The 23,806-nt window shown below is 63.5% G+C and carries 25 protein-coding genes and 1 tRNA gene; 8 read left to right on the forward strand and 18 right to left on the reverse strand.

Going from position 1 to position 23,806, the window contains the following annotated elements:
• Nucleotides 1–78: 78 nt before the first annotated feature.
• The 3 genes from apaG to LK12_RS14080 all read right to left on the reverse strand — a co-directional run bounded on the left by apaG (nt 79) and on the right by LK12_RS14080 (nt 3,118).
• Nucleotides 79–477, reverse strand: a complete 399-nt coding sequence (gene apaG / locus LK12_RS14070) for a Co2+/Mg2+ efflux protein ApaG (protein WP_039284850.1) — start codon at nt 475–477, stop codon at nt 79–81.
• 80 nt (nt 478–557) lie between these two features.
• Nucleotides 558–1,913 (reverse strand): PAS domain S-box protein, encoded by a 1,356-nt coding sequence (locus tag LK12_RS14075; RefSeq protein WP_052223397.1) that lies wholly within the window; start codon nt 1,911–1,913, stop codon nt 558–560.
• Nucleotides 1,910–3,118, reverse strand: coding sequence for a trans-sulfuration enzyme family protein (locus LK12_RS14080; protein ID WP_039284851.1), 1,209 nt, complete (start codon nt 3,116–3,118; stop codon nt 1,910–1,912). The genes LK12_RS14075 and LK12_RS14080 overlap by 4 nt, the downstream gene beginning before the upstream one ends.
• Nucleotides 3,119–3,214: 96 nt before the next feature.
• Between LK12_RS14080 and LK12_RS14085 the strand changes: the two genes are divergently transcribed.
• Nucleotides 3,215–4,498, forward strand: a complete 1,284-nt coding sequence (locus LK12_RS14085) for a phospholipid carrier-dependent glycosyltransferase (protein WP_039284852.1) — start codon at nt 3,215–3,217, stop codon at nt 4,496–4,498.
• A 32-nt stretch (nt 4,499–4,530) separates the two neighbouring features.
• Here the strand turns inward: LK12_RS14085 and LK12_RS14090 are convergent, their stop codons facing one another.
• The 7 genes from LK12_RS14090 to LK12_RS14120 all read right to left on the reverse strand — a co-directional run bounded on the left by LK12_RS14090 (nt 4,531) and on the right by LK12_RS14120 (nt 9,802).
• Nucleotides 4,531–5,016, reverse strand: a complete 486-nt coding sequence (locus LK12_RS14090) for a hypothetical protein (protein WP_039284853.1) — start codon at nt 5,014–5,016, stop codon at nt 4,531–4,533.
• A gap of 108 nt (nt 5,017–5,124) precedes the next feature.
• Nucleotides 5,125–6,312: a glycosyltransferase gene (locus LK12_RS14095; RefSeq protein WP_039284859.1), complete on the reverse strand. Its 1,188-nt coding sequence runs from the start codon at nt 6,310–6,312 to the stop codon at nt 5,125–5,127.
• Nucleotides 6,313–6,357: 45 nt separating this feature from the next.
• Complete coding sequence (gene leuB / locus LK12_RS14100) at nt 6,358–7,401, reverse strand: 3-isopropylmalate dehydrogenase (protein WP_039285411.1); 1,044 nt, start codon at nt 7,399–7,401, stop codon at nt 6,358–6,360.
• Between the two features lie 19 nt (nt 7,402–7,420).
• Entirely contained in the window at nt 7,421–8,026 is a 606-nt protein-coding gene (gene recO, locus LK12_RS14105; protein ID WP_039284860.1) for a DNA repair protein RecO, read from the reverse strand.
• A 50-nt stretch (nt 8,027–8,076) separates the two neighbouring features.
• Nucleotides 8,077–8,331: an accessory factor UbiK family protein gene (locus LK12_RS14110; protein WP_039284862.1), complete on the reverse strand. Its 255-nt coding sequence runs from the start codon at nt 8,329–8,331 to the stop codon at nt 8,077–8,079.
• 42 nt (nt 8,332–8,373) lie between these two features.
• Nucleotides 8,374–8,928 carry a TspO/MBR family protein gene (locus LK12_RS14115; protein ID WP_039284864.1) on the reverse strand — a complete coding sequence of 185 codons (555 nt, stop codon included), beginning with the start codon at nt 8,926–8,928 and terminating at the stop codon, nt 8,374–8,376.
• A 91-nt stretch (nt 8,929–9,019) separates the two neighbouring features.
• Nucleotides 9,020–9,802, reverse strand: a complete 783-nt coding sequence (locus tag LK12_RS14120) for a TlyA family RNA methyltransferase (RefSeq protein WP_039284870.1) — start codon at nt 9,800–9,802, stop codon at nt 9,020–9,022.
• Between the two features lie 49 nt (nt 9,803–9,851).
• Here LK12_RS14120 and LK12_RS25310 point away from each other — a divergent pair, with 49 nt between their 5' ends.
• From LK12_RS25310 to LK12_RS14140, 4 genes are all read left to right on the forward strand, one after another.
• Entirely contained in the window at nt 9,852–10,412 is a 561-nt protein-coding gene (locus tag LK12_RS25310; RefSeq protein ID WP_052223398.1) for a hypothetical protein, read from the forward strand.
• 528 nt (nt 10,413–10,940) lie between these two features.
• Nucleotides 10,941–12,779, forward strand: a complete 1,839-nt coding sequence (locus LK12_RS14130) for a cation:proton antiporter (protein ID WP_039284873.1) — start codon at nt 10,941–10,943, stop codon at nt 12,777–12,779.
• A 77-nt stretch (nt 12,780–12,856) separates the two neighbouring features.
• Complete coding sequence (locus LK12_RS14135; protein ID WP_082010522.1) at nt 12,857–13,435, forward strand: OmpA family protein; 579 nt, start codon at nt 12,857–12,859, stop codon at nt 13,433–13,435.
• A 173-nt stretch (nt 13,436–13,608) separates the two neighbouring features.
• On the forward strand, nt 13,609–14,709 hold the full coding sequence (locus LK12_RS14140; RefSeq protein ID WP_039284876.1) for a branched-chain amino acid aminotransferase: 1,101 nt from the start codon (nt 13,609–13,611) through the stop codon (nt 14,707–14,709).
• Between the two features lie 95 nt (nt 14,710–14,804).
• On the opposite strand, the gene LK12_RS14145 is transcribed toward LK12_RS14140, so the two are convergent.
• The 4 genes from LK12_RS14145 to LK12_RS14160 form a co-directional block, all read right to left on the reverse strand.
• On the reverse strand, nt 14,805–15,149 hold the full coding sequence (locus tag LK12_RS14145) for a hypothetical protein (RefSeq protein WP_039284879.1): 345 nt from the start codon (nt 15,147–15,149) through the stop codon (nt 14,805–14,807).
• Complete coding sequence (locus LK12_RS14150; protein WP_039284881.1) at nt 15,146–16,351, reverse strand: aromatic ring-hydroxylating oxygenase subunit alpha; 1,206 nt, start codon at nt 16,349–16,351, stop codon at nt 15,146–15,148. Before LK12_RS14150 ends, LK12_RS14145 begins: the two co-directional genes overlap by 4 nt.
• A 96-nt stretch (nt 16,352–16,447) precedes the next feature.
• Nucleotides 16,448–17,074 carry a TetR/AcrR family transcriptional regulator gene (locus LK12_RS14155; RefSeq protein WP_082010495.1) on the reverse strand — a complete coding sequence of 209 codons (627 nt, stop codon included), beginning with the start codon at nt 17,072–17,074 and terminating at the stop codon, nt 16,448–16,450.
• 82 nt (nt 17,075–17,156) lie between these two features.
• The gene (locus tag LK12_RS14160) at nt 17,157–17,756 is read right to left on the reverse strand and encodes a DUF7700 domain-containing protein (RefSeq protein ID WP_039284885.1); all 600 of its coding nucleotides are present in this window, start codon (nt 17,754–17,756) and stop codon (nt 17,157–17,159) included.
• A 178-nt stretch (nt 17,757–17,934) separates the two neighbouring features.
• Here LK12_RS14160 and yghU point away from each other — a divergent pair, with 178 nt between their 5' ends.
• From yghU to LK12_RS14175, 3 genes are all read left to right on the forward strand, one after another.
• Complete coding sequence (gene yghU, locus LK12_RS14165) at nt 17,935–18,783, forward strand: glutathione-dependent disulfide-bond oxidoreductase (RefSeq protein ID WP_039284888.1); 849 nt, start codon at nt 17,935–17,937, stop codon at nt 18,781–18,783.
• A 111-nt stretch (nt 18,784–18,894) separates the two neighbouring features.
• Nucleotides 18,895–18,969: transfer RNA gene (locus tag LK12_RS14170), tRNA-Gln, on the forward strand.
• 161 nt (nt 18,970–19,130) lie between these two features.
• Nucleotides 19,131–20,519 (forward strand): tyrosine-type recombinase/integrase, encoded by a 1,389-nt coding sequence (locus tag LK12_RS14175; protein WP_039284891.1) that lies wholly within the window; start codon nt 19,131–19,133, stop codon nt 20,517–20,519.
• A 124-nt stretch (nt 20,520–20,643) separates the two neighbouring features.
• Here LK12_RS14175 and LK12_RS14180 read toward each other — a convergent pair whose 3' ends face one another.
• The 4 genes from LK12_RS14180 to trbF are packed head-to-tail and all read right to left on the reverse strand — an operon-like array spanning nt 20,644 to nt 23,805.
• On the reverse strand, nt 20,644–20,874 hold the full coding sequence (locus tag LK12_RS14180) for a DUF2274 domain-containing protein (protein WP_039284893.1): 231 nt from the start codon (nt 20,872–20,874) through the stop codon (nt 20,644–20,646).
• Nucleotides 20,875–20,876: 2 nt separating this feature from the next.
• A complete protein-coding gene (locus LK12_RS14185; protein ID WP_039284895.1) occupies nt 20,877–22,115 on the reverse strand; it encodes a TrbI/VirB10 family protein in 1,239 nt (412 codons plus the stop codon).
• Entirely contained in the window at nt 22,112–22,975 is an 864-nt protein-coding gene (gene trbG / locus LK12_RS14190) for a P-type conjugative transfer protein TrbG (RefSeq protein WP_231568348.1), read from the reverse strand. Before trbG ends, LK12_RS14185 begins: the two co-directional genes overlap by 4 nt.
• Nucleotides 22,972–23,805 carry a conjugal transfer protein TrbF gene (trbF, locus tag LK12_RS14195; RefSeq protein WP_039284898.1) on the reverse strand — a complete coding sequence of 278 codons (834 nt, stop codon included), beginning with the start codon at nt 23,803–23,805 and terminating at the stop codon, nt 22,972–22,974. Before trbF ends, trbG begins: the two co-directional genes overlap by 4 nt.
• Nucleotide 23,806: the final 1 nt, after the last annotated feature.

A 23,806-nucleotide genomic window follows, 5' to 3' on the forward strand; every position in this document is an offset into this window, starting at 1 on the left:
GACAGGAACGGGGAGCAACGAAGTTCCGGTTGCAGAGGTAAAACCGCACCCTATCGAGCCTCGGCGCTAGGGCGCCGGTCAACCGGCCGTGGCAGGAGCCGCCAGCGGGAAGAACGGGATCAGGGCCTTGAATTCGGTGCCATCACCGCGCCGGAAGGTATAGTGCCCTTCCATGCTGCCCTGCGGTGTCGAGAGCGGACATCCGGAAACGTAGTCATGGCTCCCACCCGGTTCGAGCACCGGCTGTTCGCCGACAACGCCTTCTCCTTCGACAACGCTGACTTCGCCGTTCCCGTCGGTAATGCGCCAGTGGCGGGTCATCAGTTGCAGGGTGTGCGGCGTCTCGTTCTCGATACGGACATGGTAGACCCAGAACCATTTGCCCGCCTCGATACGCGACTGTTCGGGCAGGAAGTTGGCGGCAACGCGAACGGTAAGGCCGTCGGTATACGCAGTATGTTGAAACAGTTCTTTCATGTCAGGCACCAGCCTAACGACGAATCCGGAAGCCTACAACCGCTTTGGCACAACCCGAATGGACCGCCGCAGCGGCGCGATCACACAATCGAGGCGGCAGCGCACGTCAGCGACCAGCGGAAGCCCTCCTGCCGGTATTCGGTCGAAATCCGGGCATCGAGTTTCACGCGCGGAACGTCGACGATGATGCGGGTACCGAACCCCTGCTGCGAAGGCTCGTGCGCCGGTGGTCCGCCGCTTTCGGCCCATTCAATGCGAAACTGAGCCGCGTCCCTTTTCCCTTCGAGGGACCAGCGGATGTCCACCTGTCCCTCGGTCACCGAGAGTGCGCCGTACTTGATCGCGTTCGTTCCCATCTCGTGGAAAGCCATGGCCAGCGCCTCGGCGGCACCGGGTGAGAGCAGCACCTGCGGCCCCTCGCAGGTAATCTGCGCACGCGAGTCGCCGAGAGAGCGCAATTGCGCCTCGATCATCTCCGAGACGGGAATCCTTGACCACGAGCGGCGAACGAGGACGTCCTGGTTAGCTGCCAGACCTCGAATTCGTTGTTCTAGCCGCTCGACGAAATCGGGCCGGTTTGCATCGGTACGGCGTGCCAGCGATTGCACCACTGCGAGCATGTTCTTGCTGCGATGGTTCACCTCTTCCAGCAGCAACTCGATGCGCTGCTCCGCCTCGCGCATCTCGGTGACATCGGTGTTGGTGCCGAACCAGTACTCGACGTTGCCCTGCTCGTCGCGGATCGGCTTGGCCCGAGAGAGGAACCACCGCCACTCCCCGTCCGCGCTGCGGAGCGGAAACGTGTCTTCCCAGTCTTCGCCCGACGCGAAGCAGGCACTGATCTTTTCGACGACGGCGTCGACGTGATCGGGATGGTGCACGGCCTTCCAGCCCCAGCCCTTCATGTCGTCGAGGGTCGTGCCGGTATAGTCGAACCAGCGCTTGTTGTACCAGAAGATCCAGCCGTCGCTGTCCGCGATCCACGCCAACTGGCTCATGTTGTCCGCCAGCAGGCGAAAGCGCTGTTCGCTGAGCGCAAGCTGCTTGCGGATGTTGACGCTGTCGGAGATGTCGCGGGCAATCTTGCTCGCAGCGATCACCCGGCCGTCGCTGTCGAGGACGGGCGAAACCGTGACCGCCACGGCAACGGTGCCCCCGCCTTTTCGATTGCGGTACGTTTCGAAGGTCGGAACCCGGTCGCCGCAACTGATACTTGCGATGATCGCGTCTTCCTCGTCCTGCCGGTCCTCCGGGATAAGCTTGCGAATGTTCTGGCCGATCATTTCCTCGGCCGTCCAGCCGAAGACACGCTCCGCGCCTGCATTCCACGTGAGGATGCGCCCATCCAGCGTCTTCCCGACAATCGCATCGTCGGTCGATTCGACGATTGCCGCGAGAAGCGCCCCCGGATTGGCGCCGAGATCGACGGTGTTCAGAGGCCCACCTTCGCCAGAGCCTGATCCATGTCCTCGATCAGGTCATCGATATCCTCAAGCCCGACATTGATCCGCAGCATGCCTTCGGAAATACCCATTTCCTCGCGTCCCTCCGGCCCCATGTTGTGATGCGTCGTCGAGGCAGGATGGCACATCAGCGAGCGCGAGTCTCCGATATTGTTAGAGATATCGATGAGTTGCAGGGCATCGAGCACCGCGTGGGCCTGTTGGCGGCCGCCATCGAGAACGAAGCTGAAAATGGGGCCGCAGGCGTCCATCTGCTTTTGCGCAAGCGCCTTCTGCGGGTGGCTGTCGAGCCAGGGGTGCAGGATCGTCGGCACCCTCCCTTCGACGAACTCACCGAGCTTGAGGGCATTCTCGCTCTGCTTCTTTGCCCGCAGGTCGAGCGTCTCCAGTCCCTTGAGCACGATCCAAGCGTTGAACGGCGAAAGATTCGGGCCGGTGTTGCGCTGAAACGGCAGCAGCTTATCGTTGATGAATTCCTCGCTGCCGCACACGGCGCCGGCGAGCACCCTACCCTGCCCGTCCATCAGCTTGGTGGCCGAGTAGGCCACGACGTCGATGCCGAACTCGAGCGGCCGCTGCAGCGCCGGCGAGCAGAAGGCATTGTCGACAACCGTGGTGATGCCATGCGCCCTGGCAATCTTCGCGATGGCTTCGAGATCGGCGACATCCATGGTCGGGTTGGCCGGGGTCTCGAAGAAGAAGACTTTGGTATTGGGGCGGGTCGCCGCTTCCCAGGCCGCCGTGTCGCGCGCGTCCACCACGGTCACGTCGATGCCGAAGCGCGGCAGGAGGTTGTCTCCCAGCCAGCGACAGGACCCGAAGGCCGCCCGTGCCGATACCATGTGGTCGCCTGCCGACAGCTGGCACAACAGCGAGGCGGTCATCGCTGCCATGCCCGAGGCCTGAACGCGGCAAGCCTCGGCGCCTTCCAGCAGGGCGATACGCTCTTCGAGCATCGCCACAGTCGGATTCTGCAGGCGCGAGTAGGTCATGCCTTCCTCTTCGCCGGCAAAGCGGGCCGCGACCGTGGCCGCATCGTCATAGCTATATCCGGACGTGAGGAAGAGCGCTTCGCTCGTCTCGCCCATTTCCGAACGCCACGTGCCGCCGCGGATTGCGCGGGTAGCGGGGCGCCAATTGCGGGTCTGGTTGCGGTCCTGTCCGGTCGTGCGTTTCATGGCCAAGCCTCTAAGATGGCGCGAGAGCCAAGGCAAGCGGATGCAGTGCCCCGGCGGTCTTGCCCAAAGCCGGTTTCCCTCCTATCCGCCTGTCCGATGCCGCTTGCAGCCAGAAACGCCCGCGACCCGATTGGCTGGTGCCTCGGCATCACGGTCCTGTTTCTGGGTCTGGCCCTGTGGCGCATCGAAATGCCGCCACGCTATTACTTCGACGAGATCCACTACGTTCCGGCCGCCCTGAAGCTTCTGGACCTCATCCCCGCGAACCGCGAGCACCCGATGTTCGGCAAGGAAGTGATCGCGGCGTTCATCCATTTCCTGGGCGACCGGCCACTGGCTTGGCGCATGGGTCCGGCCCTTTCGGGCGCCCTCGGGCTGTTCGCCTTCTCCCGCCTGGTCTGGAACCTGTCGCATCGTCGCGCCGCCACCCTGGCGGCTACCGCCCTACTGGCGACCAATTGCATGTGGTTCATCCAGAGCCGCATAGCCATGCTCGACATGATCGAGGCCGGGCTGTGCATGGTGGGCCTTTGGCAGTTCGCAGCCGCTCTGCGCGCACGATCGCCCGGCAGCGCGCGTACGCGGCTGATCCTCTCGGGCGTCGCAATGGGGCTTTCGCTGGGCGCGAAATGGAGCAGCGCGCCGGCCCTCGTAATGCCGGGACTTGCCTTCCTGATCCTGAAAATCCGCGAAAGGAGCCTGGGCGTTATCGGGCGCAAGGCTTCCGGACCGACCAAGGGCATTTCGTTGCTGGAAGCAACGGTGTGGCTCGGGCTCTTCCCGCTTGCGGTCTACTGGATCACCTTCCTGCCGGCGATGTTCTACACCGATCGGCCCGTCGCCCCGCTGGGGTTCATCCAGCAGCACGAATACATGATCCGCCTCCAGGACAGCGTGAAGAAGCCGCATCCCTACCAGAGCTACTGGTACCAGTGGATCGTGAACTGGCGGGACATCTGGTACCTCTTCCGCAAGATCGACGGGGCGCAGCGCGGTATAGTGATGATCGGCAACCCGTTTTCCATGCTCGCCGGGCTGGTCGCGTTCGTCTGGGCCCTATGGACCAGCATGTTTCACCGGCGTTACGACGCCCTCGCCCTGATCGCGCTCTACCTCGTGTGCCTTGCCATGTGGGCGCTGAACGGGAAGCCTGTCCAGTTCTACTACCACTACCTGCTTCCGGGCGCGTTCCTGATGGGACTGCTGGCGCTTTGGCTGGATGCCCTGTGGCAACGCCGCGACCGCTGGCATGTGCTGGCGACCGCATCGCTGGTGCTTTCGCTGCTGATGTTCGCGATATTCTACCCGATCATCTCTGCCGCACCGCTGCCCTACAAGGATGCCTACAACCTGTGGATGTGGCTGCCGAGCTGGCGCTAGCTCGCGCCCGAAGCCAGCCCGGCAGCTGCAGGTCAGGCCGGAAGCCGGTGCCTCGCATCGCCATAGACCAGCATGGCTTCCCAAGCCTCCAGCCTCATCGCGGCAAGGTATTCGGCCTGCATGTCCGCGGTCAGCACTTCGACCATGCGTTCGCCCTCGATCCAGACTTCGATGACACCGAACACCCCGCCGCGCTTGCGGTACTTGGCCGGCCAGCCCTCCCGAGCCGCGATCGCGAACACGGCGGCGCAATCGAGCGGTGTCGCCATGGCGAAATGGGTGGCACTCAGGCCGGCGTCGCCCGGCAGACCTACGGCATCGGCATCTCCCGGCGCCTCGACGAGCTCTGTCCCGCGCGGATAGACCTCGACCAAGGTGTTGCGATCATCGCCGGCATGAGCGAGCCAGCTCCCTTCCGCGACCGGCGGAAACGGCGTTGCGCGGCCGCCGAACAGCTCGGCCAGCACCATGGCGACATGTTGTGGATCGCGCGCGTCAATGGAAACGTGAAACAGCATCGGACCTTCTCCCGCGTATGTGGTGCCGCGCGAAAAAGCGATTACTTCACGATCTACAAATGGATTCCGTCAAACGACTTACGATAGACGACAAAAAGCGTCGCCCGGTCAGTACTTGCCCCAGACGAACTTCGAAGAAAGAGCAAAATTCCATACGGATCCCAAGATGATACCGGTCACGACGGCAACGACGTCATGGAAACCGATCGTCTTGAGCACCGCAGCGGACCCCACGTTGGTGAGCAGGCCCAGCGAACAGGTCACGCCGAACTGCGCCCAGCCGCGCATCATCGGCCCGAAACCGCGCAATCGCTTGTCGGAATAGGTAAGTTCGTTGTTGAGCACGAAGTTGAAGGTCATCGCGATGACTGCCGCCAGCGTATTGGCTGTGTTGAACGTCGTGCTTTCCGACCAGTTGCCGTAAACGAACCGCTCCGCGAAGACGAGGTGAAGCAGTACCCACAAGGCGCCGAGTTGCACCAGGACGCCAAGAGCACCAACGGTACCGAACAGCGCGAAGCGGGTGGGAATGACGCGGCCGAGCCACTTGTCGTAAAGACCTACAAGGAATTCGAACACGACGGTCTGGTCCAGCTTGCTTTCGCCTTCCGCACGGGCGGCGAAGTTCAAAGGAAATTCCTTGACCCGCAGCGGTCGTTCGACCGTGGCCAGGATATCGAGCAGGATCTTGAAACCCACGCCCGACAGGCGATGCGCATCGGCGCGAAGCGTTTCCGTGGGCAGCATGAAAAAGCCGCTCATCGGATCGGTCAGTTCGACACCGGTTACCTTGTTGGCGATCCTGTTGGCCAGTCCCGAAGCCTTCACCCGGTCGGGACGCCCCCAAGCTTCCGTGCTGGCGCCTTCGGCAAACCGAGAGGCATAGGCGAGATCGTACTCACCAGACTGAACGGCCGCCAGCATCTTCGGCAGCAATTCGGGATCGTGCTGGTGATCGGCGTCCATGACCGCCACGACCGGGGCCGCCGTGGAACACATGCCCTCGATCGCCGCACTGGCAAGGCCGCGCCGGCCGATACGCTGTATGCAGCGCACGCGCGGGTCGACCTGGGCTAACCGGCGCGCCTCGTCAGAGGTCCCGTCGGGGCTGTTGTCGTCGACGAAGATGGCTTCCCAGGAAACACCGGCCAGCGCCTTGTCGAGACGCTCCACCATCGTGGTCACATTGCTGCGCTCGTTGTAGGTCGGCAATACGACTGCCAGCTCAAGCGGCCGGCTCGCGACATCGACAGCAGCGTCTGCAGCCACGGCAAGATCGGAACCGGTGATGTTCATGCGCCCCGCATATACAAGGTGAACCTCAATAAACCATTATCGCATTTACAGGCGTTCGACTACCGCGTCGCCAATTTGCCGCGTTCCCGCCGATCCCCCAAGGTCTCCGCCCTTCACTCCGGCCGACAGGGCGCCTGCCACGGCATTCTCGATCCGCACCGCCTGCTCCTCGAGACCAAGCGAATGGCGCAACAGCATGGCCGCCGAGAGGATCGTGGCCATGGGATTGGCGAGGCCCTTGCCGGCAATATCGGGTGCGGACCCGTGGATCGGCTCGTAGAGCCCGTAGGTCCCCTCTGCCAGGCTTGCGGATGCCAGCAGGCCGATCGAGCCCACGCACATACTGGCCTGGTCGCTGAGGATGTCGCCGAAGAGGTTGCCGGTCACGATGACGTCGAACTGTCCCGGATTCTTCACGAGTTGCATGGCCGCGTTGTCCACGTACATGTGGCTCAGTTCGACCTCGGGATATTCCTTCGACACCTCGATCACGACATCGCGCCAGAGCTGCGAGGTTTCCAGCACATTCGCCTTGTCCACCGAACACAGCTTCTTTGAACGCCCCATCGCCGCGGTGAAGCCGGAGTGCGCAATACGCCGCACCTCGTCTTCGGCATAGGACATCATGTCCCAGCCCTGCCGCCGGCCGTCGGGCAAGGTGCGGATGCCCTTCTCGCCGAAATAGACGTCGCCGTTGAGTTCGCGCACGATAAGGAGGTCGATCTCCCTGGCGACTTCCTCGCGAAGCGTCGTCAGCTCCTCGAGACCGGGGAACACGCGAGCGGGACGCAGGTTGGCGAAGAGACCAAGTTCCTTGCGCAGACCCAGGATCGCCTGCTCCGGGCGCAAGTGGCGCTCAAGGTGATCGCAGGAAAAATCCCCGACCGCTCCGAACAGGATGGCATCGGCGGAACGCGCGGTTTCCAGCGTCTGGGGCGGCAACGGGTGGCCGTGCTTGCGATAGGCCATTCCGCCTACATCGCCTTCGACCAGTTCGAGGCTGTCGAGCCCCAGTTTCTCTAGCACGCGGACAGCCTGCTCGGTCACCTCCGGACCGATTCCGTCGCCGGCGAAAACCGCGATGCGCATGGAGTTCTTGGTCATAATGTCAGCCTTCGATCCGCTTCAGCCGCTCACGCAGCAGGACGCGCGCCGCCATAACGTCTCTGCGGCGATCGGCAAGCGGGTAGCGTGCCAATTCGCGCCCGATGCGATCGAAGGCGTGGAGAATTGCCGACCAGTCGGCCTGCTGCGGGCGATCTACCGGCACGCCGTACCCCAGTTCGCGCAGGAGCAGCACCTCGTAAGACAGCAAGGGGAGCGCCCAGCCCCGCGCCGAGGGCGCGACGCAAACGGCCTCGATCAGGCCGGACAGCGCTTCGTGCAGGGCGGGATAAGGGTGCCTTTCCGGCAAGGCCGTGGCCGTCAGCGCCGTGACCCAGGCTATGGCGGCGGCAGGCAATGGTTCGGTCAACCATGGCCCGCGGCTCTGCACCAGTTCCACACGAGCGAAGGGAAGATGGCTTTCCGTCTTCGAGCGCACTTCGGCATCCACGGCGTTTCCAGGAATGAGCACCGGCCGCAATTGCCGCCCCCTGCCCCCGGCGACATAGGCGGCCACCAGGCCATGCTCGGCCGTGAGCAGCCGGGCTATGACTGCGGTTTCTCCGTGGGCGTGCGTGGCACAGACAAGGGCGGGCGCGCGAAAGTGCATGGCGCCTGTCTGGAACGTCGGGCTCGCTGCGACAAGAGCCGCCTGCGGCGTCAGCCGGCGGCGTTCAGCTTCGCTTCGATCGCATCAAGCCGCGCCTTGAGCGCATCCGCTTCCGCGCGGGCGTTCGCGGCCATTTCCTTGACCGCTTCGAACTCTTCGCGGCTCACGAAGTCCATGTCGCCCATGAACTCCTTGAACCGTTCGCGCGCATTCTCGCGGGCTTCGCGCCCCATGCCGGCCAGCGTGCCGGCGGCGCTGTTCATCATCTTGGTGAAATCGGCGATGAAGGGGTTTTCGCTTTGCATGCTGCCTAGATGGATCGCCGCGCCATGCCGCGCAAGAGGCGATCAGATTTTATAGCGAACGACCGCGCCGCCCCCTTCCACGCCATCCATCGTCGGATTGGCCTGATAGAAGGCGAAATTGAGATATGTCGCGAACAGGATCCAGGCCAGATAGGGAACCAGCAGCAGTGCAGCGACCGGTCGGACCCTCCCAAAAAGCGCGACCGTGATCAACACCAGGACATCAAGCACCGCGATCACAATCAGCGACACCAACAGCAGGTGAGCTCCGAAAAACACCGGCGACCACGCCAGGTTGACCAGGAACTGCAACACGAAAACACCGGCGGCCAATCCTCGTCCGCGCGCGCCCCGGGCCGAGAGGACGAAGGCCAGAGCGAGGCCCATCAACACGTACAGGATCGTCCAGACGATGCCGAAAACGGCCGGCGGCGGATAAAGCGCCGGCTTTACCAAGGCGGCAAACCAGGGATTTTCGGGCCCGCTCTGAGCGGACTTGCCGGAAAGGAAGCCGAGCAGCACGATTACGGGGACGCAAACAAGTGCCCAACGCAGAAAACTCGCACGCAACTGGCCGGAGGAGGCAAGCAGGTTCATTGAGCGTAATTACTCCCGAATCAGGAAAGACCACTAAGTCGGCGCAGTTTTGTGCCGGGCGAAGGGCAAAGGTGCAATCGTCTGCTAACTGTCAACTTACGCGCCGTGCCGAAATGAGAAACTCCACGTTTCCCTCAGGCCCCTTGATCGGGCTTTCGACAAGGCCCTGAATTTCCCAACCTTCGCCCTCCAACCAGACCCGCACTTCGTCGCAGACCCGGGCATGGAGTACGGGATCGCGAACGACGCCGCCCTTGCCCACTTCGTTGCGCCCCACTTCGAATTGAGGCTTGATGAGTGCCACCAGCCTGCAGTTCGGGGCGGCCAGACGCAAGGGGACTTCGAGAACTTTGGCAAGTCCGATGAAACTGGCGTCGCAGACCACCCAGTCGCAAGGCGCATCGATCATCGCAGGCGTCAGGATGCGGGCACTGGTCTGTTCCAGTACCGTCACGCGCGGATCCTGCCGCAGCTTCCAGGCCAGCTGGTTGGTACCCGAATCGACGGCAAAGACATGGCTCGCGCCCTTGCTCAGCAGAACATCGGTGAAGCCTCCGGTGGAGCTGCCAATGTCCATCGCCACCGCCCCGACCGGATCGAGTCCGAAATGCTCTATGGCGTGCGCCAGCTTGATGCCCCCGCGCGAAACCCAAGGATGGTCCCGCCCGCGCACTTCAAGCGGCGCGTCGGCCTTCAGGCTCTGGCCCGGCTTGGCGACCTTCATTTCGCCCGAAAAGACCAGACCGGCCAGAATGAACGCCTGCGCGCGGGTGCGGCTCTCCGCCAGCCCGCGGTCGACCAGCATCTGATCGACACGCCCCTTTGCGGGCGCACGGCGTTTTTCGACAGGGCGAGAGGCGGATGGGTCGGTCATGGGGGCTTGTGCACTTGAGGTAAGGCGCGTGTCATTCCATACCGGGGGCATGAAGGCAAATCCGCGCCGCCGCGCCACGATCTCCCGCCCCCTGCCGCTGACCGCGCTTTCCACCGCGATGCTGCTGGCTGCCTGCGTTCCGCAACCGCCGGCTCCTTCTCCTTCTCCGGTTCGATCCCAGGCGCCCCGGCCAGCTCCGACGCCCACGCCTGCGCCCCAGCCTGTCGAGCCGACAACGGACTGGCGCGACATGGCAGCGACGCCGGGGGACTGGACCTGGGGCCGCACGGCGACAGGCTCGCAGGCCACTTTCGCCGGCGGCCTGTTCTCCATGCGGTGCAATGAAGCGCGGCAGACCGTCACGCTGCTGAGAGCCTCCAACGAAGCGGGCGCGCAAGTTCCCATGTCCATCAGCACCACGGAAGGGACCCGCGCTCTCGTCGCCATCCCCGTACCGGGCGGAATCGCGGTCTCGCTCGACGCGCGTGATTCCCTGCTCGATGCCATGGCTTTCAGCCGCGGCCGCTTTGCCGTCGAAGCTGCCGGCAGCGCGCCGCTCTACATTCCCAGCTGGACAGAAATCTCGCGAATCATCGAAGACTGTCGCTGAGAGCGGCGCGCAGCCGTCAGGTGCAAGAAAACCTGTAAAAATCGGCGAATCCAGGCCGCACCTTCTGGTGCCCCGAACTGCGCCTGCAAATCGCCGCACAGCTGGGGAAAACTGGCCGGAAGTGCCGATAATGACCGCAAAAAAAATGATTGCAAGACTTGTTGTGCGTTGCGGAATCGGACACACATTTTCTCAAGACGGCGGGGCCCGGGAAACGCGCCCGGGATCGACCAAAGTCCCAGTCGCACAATGCGGCGTTCTTGGCTCAACAGCGCGAAAGGAGGTGATCCGATGTCTCATGGTTCAGCAGAGAGGTCGGCAATTTCCGTCGCGGAGCATTATCGCTGATTTTCTGAGTACGCGATAAAGGCTTCGCTGGCGGCACTTCCCGGCCGCTGACCATGCGAAGGGCCGTACCGAGCGATCGGTGCGGCCCTTCTCATTTGCGCGACGCCGACAACCCATCCGCCCTCCGATCGTTTAACTCCCTCGATTAACTTTGCCCCCTACGTGGAGTATGCCGGCCCCATGGAGCACCACGCCCTCGTCTTTGCGCTAATCGGAATCATCGGTATCGGCGCGCAATGGATCGCATGGCGCACAGGTTGGCCGGCCATCGCGCTGATGCTGGCGGCCGGCGTTCTCGCCGGCCCCGTGACCGGGCTCATCATGCCGGAGGAAACCTTCGGTGACTTGCTCGAACCGATCGTTTCGGTGTCGGTCGCCCTGATCCTGTTCGAAGGCGGGCTCAATCTCAATTTCCGAGAACTGCGCAAGACCGAGGGCGCAGTCGGGCGGCTGGTTTTCATCGGCGTGCCGATCGGCTGGCTACTCGGTGCCGTGGCCTGCTATTACGTGGCCGGCCTGGTCTGGCCGGTGGCCATGCTGTTTGCCGGCATCCTCATCGTCACCGGGCCGACGGTCGTCCTGCCACTGCTGCGCCAGAGCAACGTGGCCCCGCGCCCGCGCGCGATTCTCAAGTGGGAAGCGATCGTCAACGATCCGATCGGCGCGCTCTGCGCGGTCTTCACCTACGAATATCTTCGCCGCTCCGACGAAGGCGGCACCCTCTTTGCCGTGATCGTCTCGCTGCTGGGCGCCGCGCTCATTGCCGGCTTGATCGGCTATGCGGTTGCAAAGGCCATCGCCTGGGCCTTTCCGCGCGGGCACGTACCGGAATACCTCAAGGCTCCGGTACTGCTGGTGGCGGTGATCGGGACCTTCGTGCTTTCCAACTTCATCCAGCAGGAAACGGGGCTGCTCGCTGTCACGGTCACCGGGATCGCCCTTGCCAACATGCGCATGGATAGCATGCGCGACGTGCACCCGTTCAAGGAGAACATAACGGTCCTGCTGATCTCCGGCGTGTTCGTATTGCTTTCCGCATCGCTGGACCTCGAGGTGCTGCGCCAGTTCGAATGGCGATTCCTGGCGTTCCTTGTTGTCCTGCTGTTCCTCGTGCGGCCGGCGACGGTCCTGGTCAGCCTCGCGTTCAGCAAGATCCCGTGGAACGAGCGCCTGCTGCTGGCATGGATCGCGCCACGCGGTGTCGTTGCCGTCGCCATCTCGGGCCTTTTCGCCCTGCGCCTGAACCTGCTCGGCTATGCGGACGGCAGTATCCTCGTCGCGCTCTCGTTTGCCGTGGTGATCGCCACCATCGTCGCACACGGGTTCAGCATCCGTCACGTGGCGCGTTGGCTGAAAGTCACCGGTGCGCGAAAAAAGGGTATCCTGATCGTCGGCAGCAATTCATGGAGCCTGGCGCTGGCCGAACAGGTACGCTCGCTCGACCTGCCGGTGACGATCTGCGATACCAGTTGGGAACGCCTGTCCGGCCCCCGGCAAGCTGGCATTCCCTCCTATCACGGCGAGATCCTGGCCGAATCGACGGAGGACCGGCTGGACATCACGCAGTTCCAGGTCCTGGTCGCGACATCGCAGAACGAGGCTTACAACGCACTGGTCTGCAACGAATTCGCGCCGGACTTCGGCCGGGATTCGGTCTACCAGCTCGGCGGCACCGGCGATGACGAGGACCATCGCAGCCTCCCCGAGGCCCTGCAGGGGCGCGCGGTGTTCACCTCGGGCATCGGCGTGGAGGAAATCATCGACCGCGAACGCGCGGGATGGACCTTCCGCAAGACCCGCATCAGCGACCAGTTCGATTTCAAGGATGCGCAAGCGACGCTGCCGGACGAAGCCAACATGTTGTTTCTGCTGTCCAAGGACGGCAAGATCCGCTTCTTCACTCATGCTACCCGTCCGACCCCGCAGCCGGGCGACGTGATGATATCCTACGGCCCCTCTCGCCATGGTACATCGAGCAAGCCAGCCGCAACGAGAAAGAAAAAGGAGGCAAAAGCGTGATCAGGGTGCCCAAGCTACACGGCAGGTTGTCGCAAACCGCTATGTTCGCCGCGGCCCTCCCGCTCGCCGGATGCAACATGGGAGCGAACCCCGGCGTGCAGGCCACCGAAACTGCCCTGGCGAGCGCCACACCCGACGTCGTGGAAAGTCCAGTCGAGCCCAGTCCCACCGCAGAGCCGAAAAAGTCCATCATCCGGCCCGATGTCAGCCCCACACCGACCGAAGCACCGCCGCTGGAGCCGGAGCAGATCACTGTCCACTTCGCCGACAAGAGCGATGAGCCGGACGAAGAGGGCATCACTGCCCTCAATGCGCTCCTGCACAGCGCGACGTTCAAGGCGGGCGGACCGATCACCATCTGGGGCCACACCGATTCCCGCGGGACCGATACGGCCAACATGAAGGCTTCGCGCGAAAGAGCGGAGGCCGTGCGCGAATACCTCGCGACCAAAGACGTGGCAGACGAGCGCATGACGGTCATCCCGCTAGGGGAAAGCCGACCCGTGGCCCCCAACCGCAATCTCGACGGCAGCGACAATCCGGAAGGCCGGGCAAAAAACCGCAGAGTGGAGGTACGCGTCGAGCCCCCGCAAGACGAGCCAGGCGGGACGGAGCAGGAAATCGGCACCGCTTCGGCGGATACGGCCGCAGACTGACGCCACCACGTGCGAGGCTTCGGGCTGACATGCGGCTGAGCCGCCCCCCATTTGCGCCTATCGGCCACCGTGCTATGACAAACCAGTCGAGACGTAAAATTACTTTTCCGTTGCGCGTTACGTAATTTTCGTTCAACGGCGCGCAGTCACCATCTTGCAAGGATTCGAGTTCCATGGCGAGTCTCGCCGATGCCGGCCTGAAGTTCACTACCCTGCCCCATCCCGCCCCTGCCAGCGACGAGACGCGCGAAGCCGTCCTCGCCAATCCGGGCTTCGGGACCAACTTCACCGATCACATGGTGACCATCGAGTGGACCGAGGGACAAGGCTGGCATGACGCGCAAATAGGCCCGCGTCATCCGATCGCGCTCGATCCGGCCGCGTCGGTGCTGCACTACGCACAGGAAATCTTCGAGGGGCTCAAGGCCTACAAGCAGGCCGATGGCTCGATTGCGCTGTTCCGTCCCGAAGCGAACGCAGCGCGTTTCAACCGTTCGGCCGAGCGCCTTGCCATGCCCACCCTGCCCGAAGACGTGTTCGTTGAGGCGGTCGAACGCCTGGTGCAGATGGACCGCGCATGGATTCCGGATGCCGAAGGCGCCTCGCTCTACTTGCGCCCCTTCATGATCGCGACCGAAGCGTTCCTCGGCGTGCGTCCGGCCAAGAGCTACAAGTTCATCGTAATCGCCAGTCCGGCGGGCAACTACTTCAAGTCCGGGGCGCCAGCCGTCTCGATCTGGGTGAGCGAATACACGCGTGCCGCTCCGGGCGGGACCGGTGCGGCCAAGTGTGGGGGCAACTACGCGGCCAGCCTTGTACCGCAGGGTGAAGCCATTGCCCGAGGGCATGACCAGGTCGTTTTCCTCGACGCCGCAGAGCACAAGTGGATCGAGGAACTGGGCGGCATGAACCTGTACTTTGCGTTCGAGGACGGCACCCTGCTGACCCCTGCCCTCACTGGCACGATCCTGGCCGGCATCACCCGCGACAGCCTGTTGACGCTGGCCCGCGAGGAAGGACTTAACGTGGTCGAAGGCCGCTACAGCCTCGACCAGTGGCGCGAGGATGCCGCTTCGGGCAAGCTCGTCGAGACGTTCGCCTGCGGCACGGCTGCCGTCGTGACACCGGTCGGCAGAGTCGCCGGCCGTGACGGCGAATTCACGATCGGGTCGGGCGGTCCGGGACAACTGACCCAGAAGCTGAAGAACCGTCTGGTGGCGATCCAGCGCGGCGAAGCCGACGACACCCACGGCTGGATCCACACGATCGCTTGACGGCCCGCAAGCCGGCCCGGCCCTGCCGGCACGGCGGCGGGACCAAGCGGCTTACAGCGCAGACGCCGCGGTGCGGAGGTCTCGTCGAGTTCCGCTCAGGCGCCAGCCGGCGTGCGCGTGATGTGCATGTGCGCACGGTCGCGCGTGTGGCGAGGTTCCGCATCCTTCTGCTGCTCGACCGCGAGCGCGACATGGCCGAGGCAGAGCATCATGTTCATCAAGCGCTCGTCTGCGGCATCGAACGCGGCGAATCCTTTTTCGTCGAGATAATCGAGAGCACGCGGCAGATCGCCGGCGACTGCCGAATAGAACGCCTCACGCTCCTCCGGCGTGGAATTGCCCCGACGGCCCGCACGGGCGGCCGAGCCGGGCAATGCCCATCCCGCGACGAACGGCTCCAGCGATGCAAAGCCTTCGGGAAGCAATCTCTGCCCGGTCATGCTGCAGCTCCTTGCGCCTGCAGTTCGCCCCGATAGGCCGCCACTTTCTCGTTTACCGTGTTGAACAGATGGCGACACAGCGATTCCTGCGTCTGGAAATGAATGTGCTTGATCGCGCCGCTCGCCAGCCCCTTTTGACCGCGCTCGATCACCGCTCGGTCCTCGGTATGGACGTCACGCGCCGTCGCCATGAAGTATTCGCGGGCGAACCGTTCGCTGGGCGTCTCGTCCTCGCCGATCCAGTAGAGCCGGATCACCCCGCGCGACTTGTTCACCGCGATCGGATAGACCGTGTGCGAGAAGTGCTGCATCGGCGATCCGAACAGGAAGAAGTTCGGAAACAGCCCCAGATAATCCTTGGCCGTCTCCGTTCCCAGAATGCCGTCGGCCATTGCCTGGACCGCACCGCGCTGAAAGGCGATGGCTTGCACGCCCGTAGGCGGGTCCATGTCGGGCTTGGTCCAGATCCGCTGCGAGCGGTGCGGCCCATGGAAATCATAGGCAGCCGGATAGGCGAAGGGATTCTCGGGACTCGTTACCGGGCCCGCGGCCGACGGGTGGATAAAACGGAGATGGTAGTTCTCCTGGAAGTTGTCATACGTCAGCTTCCAGTTTGCATCGATATCGTAGACGTATTCGGAGAAGGTGGTCGCCCGTGCGACCGGCATCATCTCCAGCTTCGCGGCGTAGGGGCCGAGCCACTCGCGTAGAGAGCTCTCGGGCTTTCCCAGGTGGACGAAGATCAGGCCACCCACCACTTCGCAGACCACCTGCGGCAGTGCGCATTCAGCCTTGCTCACGTGGAAGGATTCGAAATCCGGCGCGGAAATGAGGCCGCCGTCCAGCCCGAAAGTCCACATGTGGTAGGGACAGCTGAAGTTATTGCGCTTGCCCGCATCCTCATCGACCAGAATCGTGCCGCGGTGAGTGCAGACATTGTGGAAGGCGCGGATCTCGCCATCCTTTCCGCGCGTGATCAGCAGCGAAGCGCCCAGCACTTCCAGCTCACGGCGAATGAAGCTCCCGCTCTCCGGCAATTCGCAAACATGGCCGATCTGCTGCCAGCTTCGGCGAAACACCGCCTCGCGTTCGAGCTCGAACCATTCGGGCTCGTAATAGGGCTTCGCCGGGACCGGATCGGTGCCCAACCAGTCGAGTTCATCCTGACCGACAGGAACGAATGCAGGGGTGGGTGAATTCATGGCGATCTCTCCCGCCCGCACTCTCCACACGAGTCCGGGCTTCGAGAAATCAAATAGACCCGTTTGGCAGTTTTTACAACACCCCTGTTGTAAAAACTAATCCGGCTCGATCCCGTGCAGCCGCAGCATGCTCACCTGCGTCTTCGTCACCCGTTCGATCGCCTCGTCGTCCGACAGATCCGGTCGTACCGAGTTGCGATAGACGCGCGGCCCCAGCATCGCCCAGGTCAGCATGAGCGTACAGTAGACCTCGGGATCGATGTCGGCTGTCTTGGGGGTCCTTCCAAATCGCTCGGTCATCGACGCGACCAGTCCGTCCCATTCGGGGTACCGATCGGCAATCTTGCCCGGCGCAAGGAAGTCGGCCGTCCACAGATCGATCACTTCGGGATTTTCGATGACGAAACGGGCGATATAACGCGTGCGTTCCTCGACCGAACTGACCGGAGCAAAGGCGGCCGCCAGTTGCCGGGCGGACCATTCCCGCACCGCCTCGACAAGCGCTTCGCGGCTTTCGAAGTGATAATAGAGCGTTGTCCGGTTTACGCCGGCGTCGCGCGCCACCTCGGACAGAGAGAGCGCTTCCACGCCTTTTTCCGAAACCAGCCGCACGGCTGTCTCGATCAGGGACGTATGGGTCTCATCGAAAGCCTTGTTGCGCCGCCGCGCACGTTTTTGCTCGGTAGCGTGGCGTCCAGCCGCCTCCCCTTGTGGTTCTGCCATGTCGTCCCTGTCAGCTTCGTCATCGCCACCATGGGGACGTGCCCGGCCTCGGGCAAGGGTCTCCGCGAACCGCCGTCGAGGGTCAGTATTCCCCTTCTTCCACGGTGTTGAACTGCGGATGGATCCGTTTCCATTCGTACATCCAGTCCATGCCCTCCTTGGCGCGCACCATGTCGTCCTCGCGCGGCGCAAGCGCTGCCGTGGCCGCCTGCGCCACCCCCTCCAGCACGGAAGTATCCCAGCCCTGCTCCTCCACCTCGCAGGCCAGCGCCTGTTCTCCGGCCCGCCGCAGCATCACCGGAAGCCGGTCTCGCAGGGCCGCGCAAGCCCAGGGAATCATTGGCCCGTTCACGTCCGGATCGTAACCCCACAGGATGTTATGGTGCACGTCGTTGAGAATGTAGTGATAGTGCAAGACCTTTCCGAACACATCGAAACGAATGTACTCCTCGCTGCGCGCGGCATTGAACACGTGAATGCTGGGGCCGCGCACCATGCGCTCCGGACTGTCGCCCAGCGCCCGCGCCTCGACCGCGATGGAGACTGGCCCAGCCTCGAACCACGTGGCGTGGTGGTCTATCATCGGGATGAGCATGAACTTGTGATATTGCCCGCGGATCGTCTCGACAGTGCGGTTGCCCAGTGGAGCGGTCGGCGGCGGCGCGGCGGTCCTGGCGTCCATGGCGTGTTCTCTCCCGTTTCAACTCTCGCTTTGAGTGAAAATGCAGGCGGTTTGCGCGCGACTGTCAATCTTCGCCGGTTGATCGATTGTCCAGACAACGTGCCCTGCAGACCACTCGGCGCTTGTTCCTGCGCTCGGCGCCCCTACCTCTTGGCGACTGCAAGCAAAGGAGCCCCCAATGTCCGATCCCACTTACACGCCACCCAAAGTCTGGACCTGGGATGCGGAAAACGGCGGCGAATGGGCCAAGATCAACCGGCCGATCGCGGGCCCCACCCACGAAAAGGACCTGCCGCGGGGCGACCACCCGCTGCAGCTCTATTCGCTGGGTACGCCCAATGGCCAGAAGGTCACGATCATGCTCGAGGAGCTGCTCGAGGCGGGGCACGCCGGCGCCGAATATGATGCCTGGCTGATCTCGATTGCCGATGGCGACCAGTTCTCGTCGGGCTTCGTGTCCGTAAACCCGAACTCGAAGATCCCCGCCCTTCTCGACTGCTCCGGTTCCGAGCCGATCCGCGTCTTCGAATCCGGCGCGATCCTGATGTACCTCGCCGAAAAGTTCGGCATGCTGCTGCCTACCGAGCCGGGACCGCGCGCCGAGTGCATTTCCTGGCTAATGTGGCAGATGGCTTCCGCACCGATGATCGGCGGCGGATTCGGCCATTTCTATGCTTATGCGCCGCAAAAATACGAATATCCGATCAACCGCTATGCCATGGAAACGAAGCGAATCCTCGATGTCGCCGACCGCCGGCTCGCCGAGAGCCGCTACCTCGCCGGCGAGGAATATACCATTGCGGACATCGCCGCCTGGGCCTGGTTCTCGCGTCTGGTGAAAGGCGAAGCTTATGAAGACGCGGCGACGTTCCTCGATTTGGCGAGCTACGAGAATCTCGGACGCTGGGTCGATCTGATCGATGTCCGCAAGGCCGTTCAGCGCGGATCGAAAGTCAACCGCAGTTCCGAGGGTTTCACGCCCGAACGCCACACCGCCGCTGACATCGACGCCGTCATGAACGCCTGAATGCCGGCCGGGCCTGCGGCGCTGAAAACTTGCTTCAAGACCCTTTTCAGCGTCGCCATTAGCCGCTAAGCGCGACGCCTCTCCTCGGCCGCCGGATCGGCGACCGACAGTTGGGGCGTAGCCAAGCGGTAAGGCACCGGTTTTTGGTACCGGCATGCGCAGGTTCGAATCCTGCCGCCCCAGCCAACCGAGTCTCTCAAGATTCGGCTTTCACACAGTGACTTACGCAGCATCATGGCATTGGGACAGTTCGACTGGGCTAGCCTTAGCTAGCCTCAGTTGGACAGCTATTCTGCCATGATTTCTGCCATGATTTTATCTGTGCCGGGAGCCGACAGGAGTCGGTTATGGCAAGCAAGGTTACACTCACACCGGCGTCGATCGACGCTCTTCAGACGGGATCCCTGGCAGATCTTCTGACACCCGGTCTCGTCATTGATGTTCTTGGCAGTGGGAAGAAGCGCTGGCGATATCGTCGCCAAGTCGCAGGCGCCAAAAAAGTGGCTACGCTGTTCGGAGGCTTGTTTCCGGCACAGACGATCACCCAGGCCCGCGAATGGGCTCGAGGCCTTAACGAACAGGTTGAAGCGGGAATCGATCCGCGCGAGGTCCTGCGCGAGGAACAGCGACACAACTCGATGACCGTCGCGAAAGCGCACGGACTTTACATGGAAGCCGTGCACGAGGGCCGATCCTCGCGCGCCAAGCGGCCGAACAAGCCCCGGACGATCAGCGAGAAACTGGAAATCTACCAGCGCGACATCAAGCCCAAGCTCGGTGACCGGATCATCTACGACGTGACAGAAGCGGATCTGGTCCAACTCGTGCAGACCAAGGGCAAGACTGCAAAAGTCCGTGCCAACCGGCTGGCTGCCGAACTGAAGGTCTTCTTCGGCTGGGCGGCTTCCTTGCGCGGTCAGGAGGTCGGGCTCGAAGTGGATCCGTCCCGCCGCCTCGGAGATCTGCGCTACCCGGAAACACCCCGCACGCGCCAACTGAACCTTGCCGAGATCGAGTGGTTTCTCAAGGCTCTCGTCGACGAGCCGCGCCACTTTCAACGCGGCATGCTGCTGTGGCTGCTTACAGCCGCGCGCATTTCCGAAGTCGCGCAAGCTCGTAGCGAGGAAATCGTCGATGGCGTGTGGACCATTCCGAGCGCGCGCGTGAAAAACTCCGTTGAGCACTCAATTGCACTGGGCCCATGGGGCCGTTCGCTGATGCAAAGCGACAATGAATGGGTCTTTCCAGCCGAAAAAATCGATGGACCGCGCAACAACTCGGTCTGGTACACGTCCCGGGACCGGGTTCGCGCCCGCATGGAAGCCCTTGCAGGCCATCCCATCGCCCGCTTCACGCCCCATGATTTCAGGAGGACCGCCCGCTCGAACACCAAGCGACTCAAGGTCGACTTCGAAACGGCAGAGGCCATGCTCAACCACATGAAGAAGGGGCTCGAGCGAACCTACGATCTCTACGGCCTCGAAGAGGAGAAGCGCGCCTGGTTCCTCAAGTGGGAACAGGAGATCGCCCGCATCGCCAGGCGCGCCGGCGTAGCCATGGCACTGGGTGTCCCGCAGGCCTCGCAGGCAAGCGGACACACCAGGACATCGGTTACTGTGACGCTACCACAAGGCTCGGGTATCCAGCCATCGGTTCACATCGGCAAGCCGGAAACGCGGACAACTGCGGTACTTGCTCAGCCCGCTGCCAAGCTCGTATTCACGCGGGAAACCTGAAGGCCGGCACTTGCGCAGCCTGTCGATCTGGCGCCTCGACAGGCAAGCGAGCCGCGCGAACTCCTCGACCGTAATGAGATCGCGGCGCGGGTCCCGACGGGAATCCGCGCCTCGATCCGGCCGGCTAGACATTTCGGTCAGCCGCCTCGCGGCACCACCTGGCAAAGGCCTTGTCACTCTCGAGGAAGGCCGCGACCATCGCCGGAACGAGATCACCGACGCTTTCCTCGGCTTCGTAAGCGGCCCGGTAGAAGGCAGCGTAGTGCGCGAGAGCCGCGTTGAGATCGGGACTGATGCTGACTGTCAGCTTCACCGGCGTACGATCCGGCAGCTTCGAAAGCTTGATATCGGCCATGCTCAACCTCCCGCTGGATGCCAGGGCCGCAGTACGATGTCCTTGTGGACCACGACCCTGAGCGGCCAACCGGGTCGCACCCTGATCGTGGGCTGGATACCGAGCGACTTCGACACCAACTGATCGCCGGCATTTGCTCCGCTCTGCTGGGCGGACTGACGGATGGCCCGGACGAGATCGCTTTCATTGTTGAGCGAGAGCTGCGTCCCAACCCCCAGCAGCGTCGAAAGCACGGCGCCTTTCAGCAATTGCCAGCTGTGACGATCGTTCTTGTCCGCGAGCCCGGAATAACCCTCGGGATCGCTCGCCGGCAGATCGTCGAGCCGGATCGAGGAACCGTCAGGAAGGATGATCCTCTCCCAGGCGACAAGGGCCCGTTGCTGCCCGAAGGCAACCACGCTGTCATAGCGCCCGATCAGGCGCGAGCCTTGCGGGATGAGGAGGATGCGGCCGGTCAGGCTGTCGTAGACGTTCTGGGTAACCTGGGCCGTCACCAGTCCCGGAAGATCGGAATCGAGGCCGGTAATGAGACTGGCAGCGATCACGCTGCCGGCACTCAGCGTGTAGGGCGAAGGGGCTGGCGTGAGCCGGAAGGCGCTGACGTCGCTCCCGGCATTGTCCTGGGCGAGAAACGCGGCCTTGTGCGCCTGGCCGTTGGGATCGCTTTCAGGACCGGCAACCGGGATCGCCCCGGCACTGCCATCCGCATAGGCCGGCTCGGCAACGGCGGTCGTGGCCGGCGCCGCCGCGGGCGGCTGAGCGCCTTGCCCCAGCTGTATCATTACGCCCGCTTCGCGTGCGGCCTTGCGCTGGGCGGCGATGCGCTCATGCTCGGCTTCCGCACGCTGCGCCGCCTGATCCCGGACGGGATCGGCGGGGGGGCGCTGCATGGCACCAAGCGATCGCTCGTGCTCAAGGATGGGACCGCCAAGGTCACCGGGAAGCGGTGCGCCAAGCTTGGGCCCGTCTCCATAGGTGCTCGGCGCATTGTTCACTTCCTCGGGCGGGGACGCGGCTTCGACCTTGTCGCTGTCCTGCGCGAAGATCCCGGGATGCGGCGACCTCAACGCCCGCCAGGCCGTTCCCGAAATGACGAGAGATCCCAGCGCGGCACCGCCAATGATGATTTCGCGGCGGAACCGCACAACCCGTTGCGGCGTGCCACGCAGCACCAGCGTTTCCGGATCGGCCTTTGCTGGGGTTGGAGCGGTCTCCTGCGATGATGGGGTCTGTTCGGTCACGATCCCCTCCCCCGGCGATGCGTCCTGGGATCGACGCGCGCGATGCGCACGACCTCCTGCCGCTTTCCGCCAAGACGCAGTTCGGCGGCACCGAACAGCCGGTCGACGACATAGAAGCGTCCCGACTGGCGGTAATTGACGAGTTCGGCTTCCCCTTTGGAACCGACGACAAAGAGCGGCGGTGCCTCGCCCATGGGCAGGCTCGCCGGAAACTCGATGTAGGTCTGCCGCCCGTCATCGAAGGCGCGCAATGGACGCCAGTCAGGCTTGTCGCCACTTATGGCGTAGTCGAAGTGGAGATTGGCCATCATGATCCCCGCCGCGACCGGCGCTGCCGCCGCAGCTGCCTCCTGCTTGCGTTGCAGGAGAAGCAGCGCTTTGCGGGGGTACGTCCAGGACAAGGCGGTCATGGCGGCTGCCGCGTTGCTGGTGAGTTCAAGGTGATAGGCCCGCTTGTCCGTCGTGATGACGAGATTGGTGTGCAATCCGGCCGAGAAGGGTTTCACGAGGATATGGACGCGCAGCCCTTCCCCGCTGCCGCTGGTCGTGTCGCCCACGGTCCAGCGAACCGTGTCACCCGCGGCAACCGAAGTGATGGTTTCGCCGGGCTCCAGCGCGATGTCGGTGACACGTTCAGGTGCGGCAAAGAGGCGGTAGGTGGCGCCGTCCTCGTAGGCATAGACCTGGACGGCTCCCAGGAACCCTGCATTCGTGGGTTCGCGCAGGGCCTTGTGGTTGGCGATGGCGACGCGCGCGGACGACGTGTTCGCAGCGCTGCCATGCGCGATGGCGGGAGCCGCGAGCACCACGAAACCGAGCGCCGCGAAGACCATTCGGGGCATGGGTACAATTCGGGTCATGGGACGTTCCTTTCCGGGGATGAGGGAATGGCGGGGGCGGAGTGGCCGGAACCGGGCAACGACGGCTCCGGGCGGGCGGCAGCGCCGTGCATTCCCGGCGAACCGGTCGCCAACTCGGACTTCGAAGCGGGTCCGCCCGTTGCGGCATCATCGAGCTCACGGCTCCAGTCGATGGCCTCGACGTAGAGACCCAGCGGGTTCTTCCGGAGGATCTCGGCCGTGCGCGGTGGCCTGACCGCGACAGTCAGGATCGCGGTCCAGTGCGTCGTGTCGGCGAGGCTGCCGCGGGCGTAGGCGCGTTCGGTCCACTTGACCTGAAACGATTCGTCGGAAGCCCGCACGACGCTCGTGACCTGCACCGAAACCGTCTCGTCCCCGACCCTGGCGAAGGGATCTGACGCGCGGGCATAGTCGCCCAGAAAGACAGCGCCCTTGCGGCCCACGAAATCGTAGGCCTGAAGCCAGTTCTCGCGCATCAGCACCGGGTCGAGCGACCGGGAGCGAATGTCGGCGATGAAGCGCGAGAGGAACCAGGCGATCTGCGGATCACTGGGATCATGCACAACATCGGCAGGCGCGACCGCCCTTGCCTCGCCTAGCTTGTCCACCTCGACCACGTAGGGAACGATCCGGCTTTGCAGCGATTGCCAGACAAGCGCTGCCGAAAGCCCGCCCGCCAGCATCAACGTACCGAAGGCCATGAGACGCCAACTCTGCGCCTGGACACGGGCCGAGCCGATACGTTCGTCCCAGAGCTGCCCGGCGCGTTGATAAGGCGTGACCGGCTCGGGTGTTCGCCCGTAACGCTGGGTGGCACGCTTGAATCGCATG

This window comes from Novosphingobium malaysiense, from assembly GCF_000802225.1.
Classification (GTDB): Bacteria; Pseudomonadota; Alphaproteobacteria; order Sphingomonadales; family Sphingomonadaceae; genus Novosphingobium; species Novosphingobium malaysiense.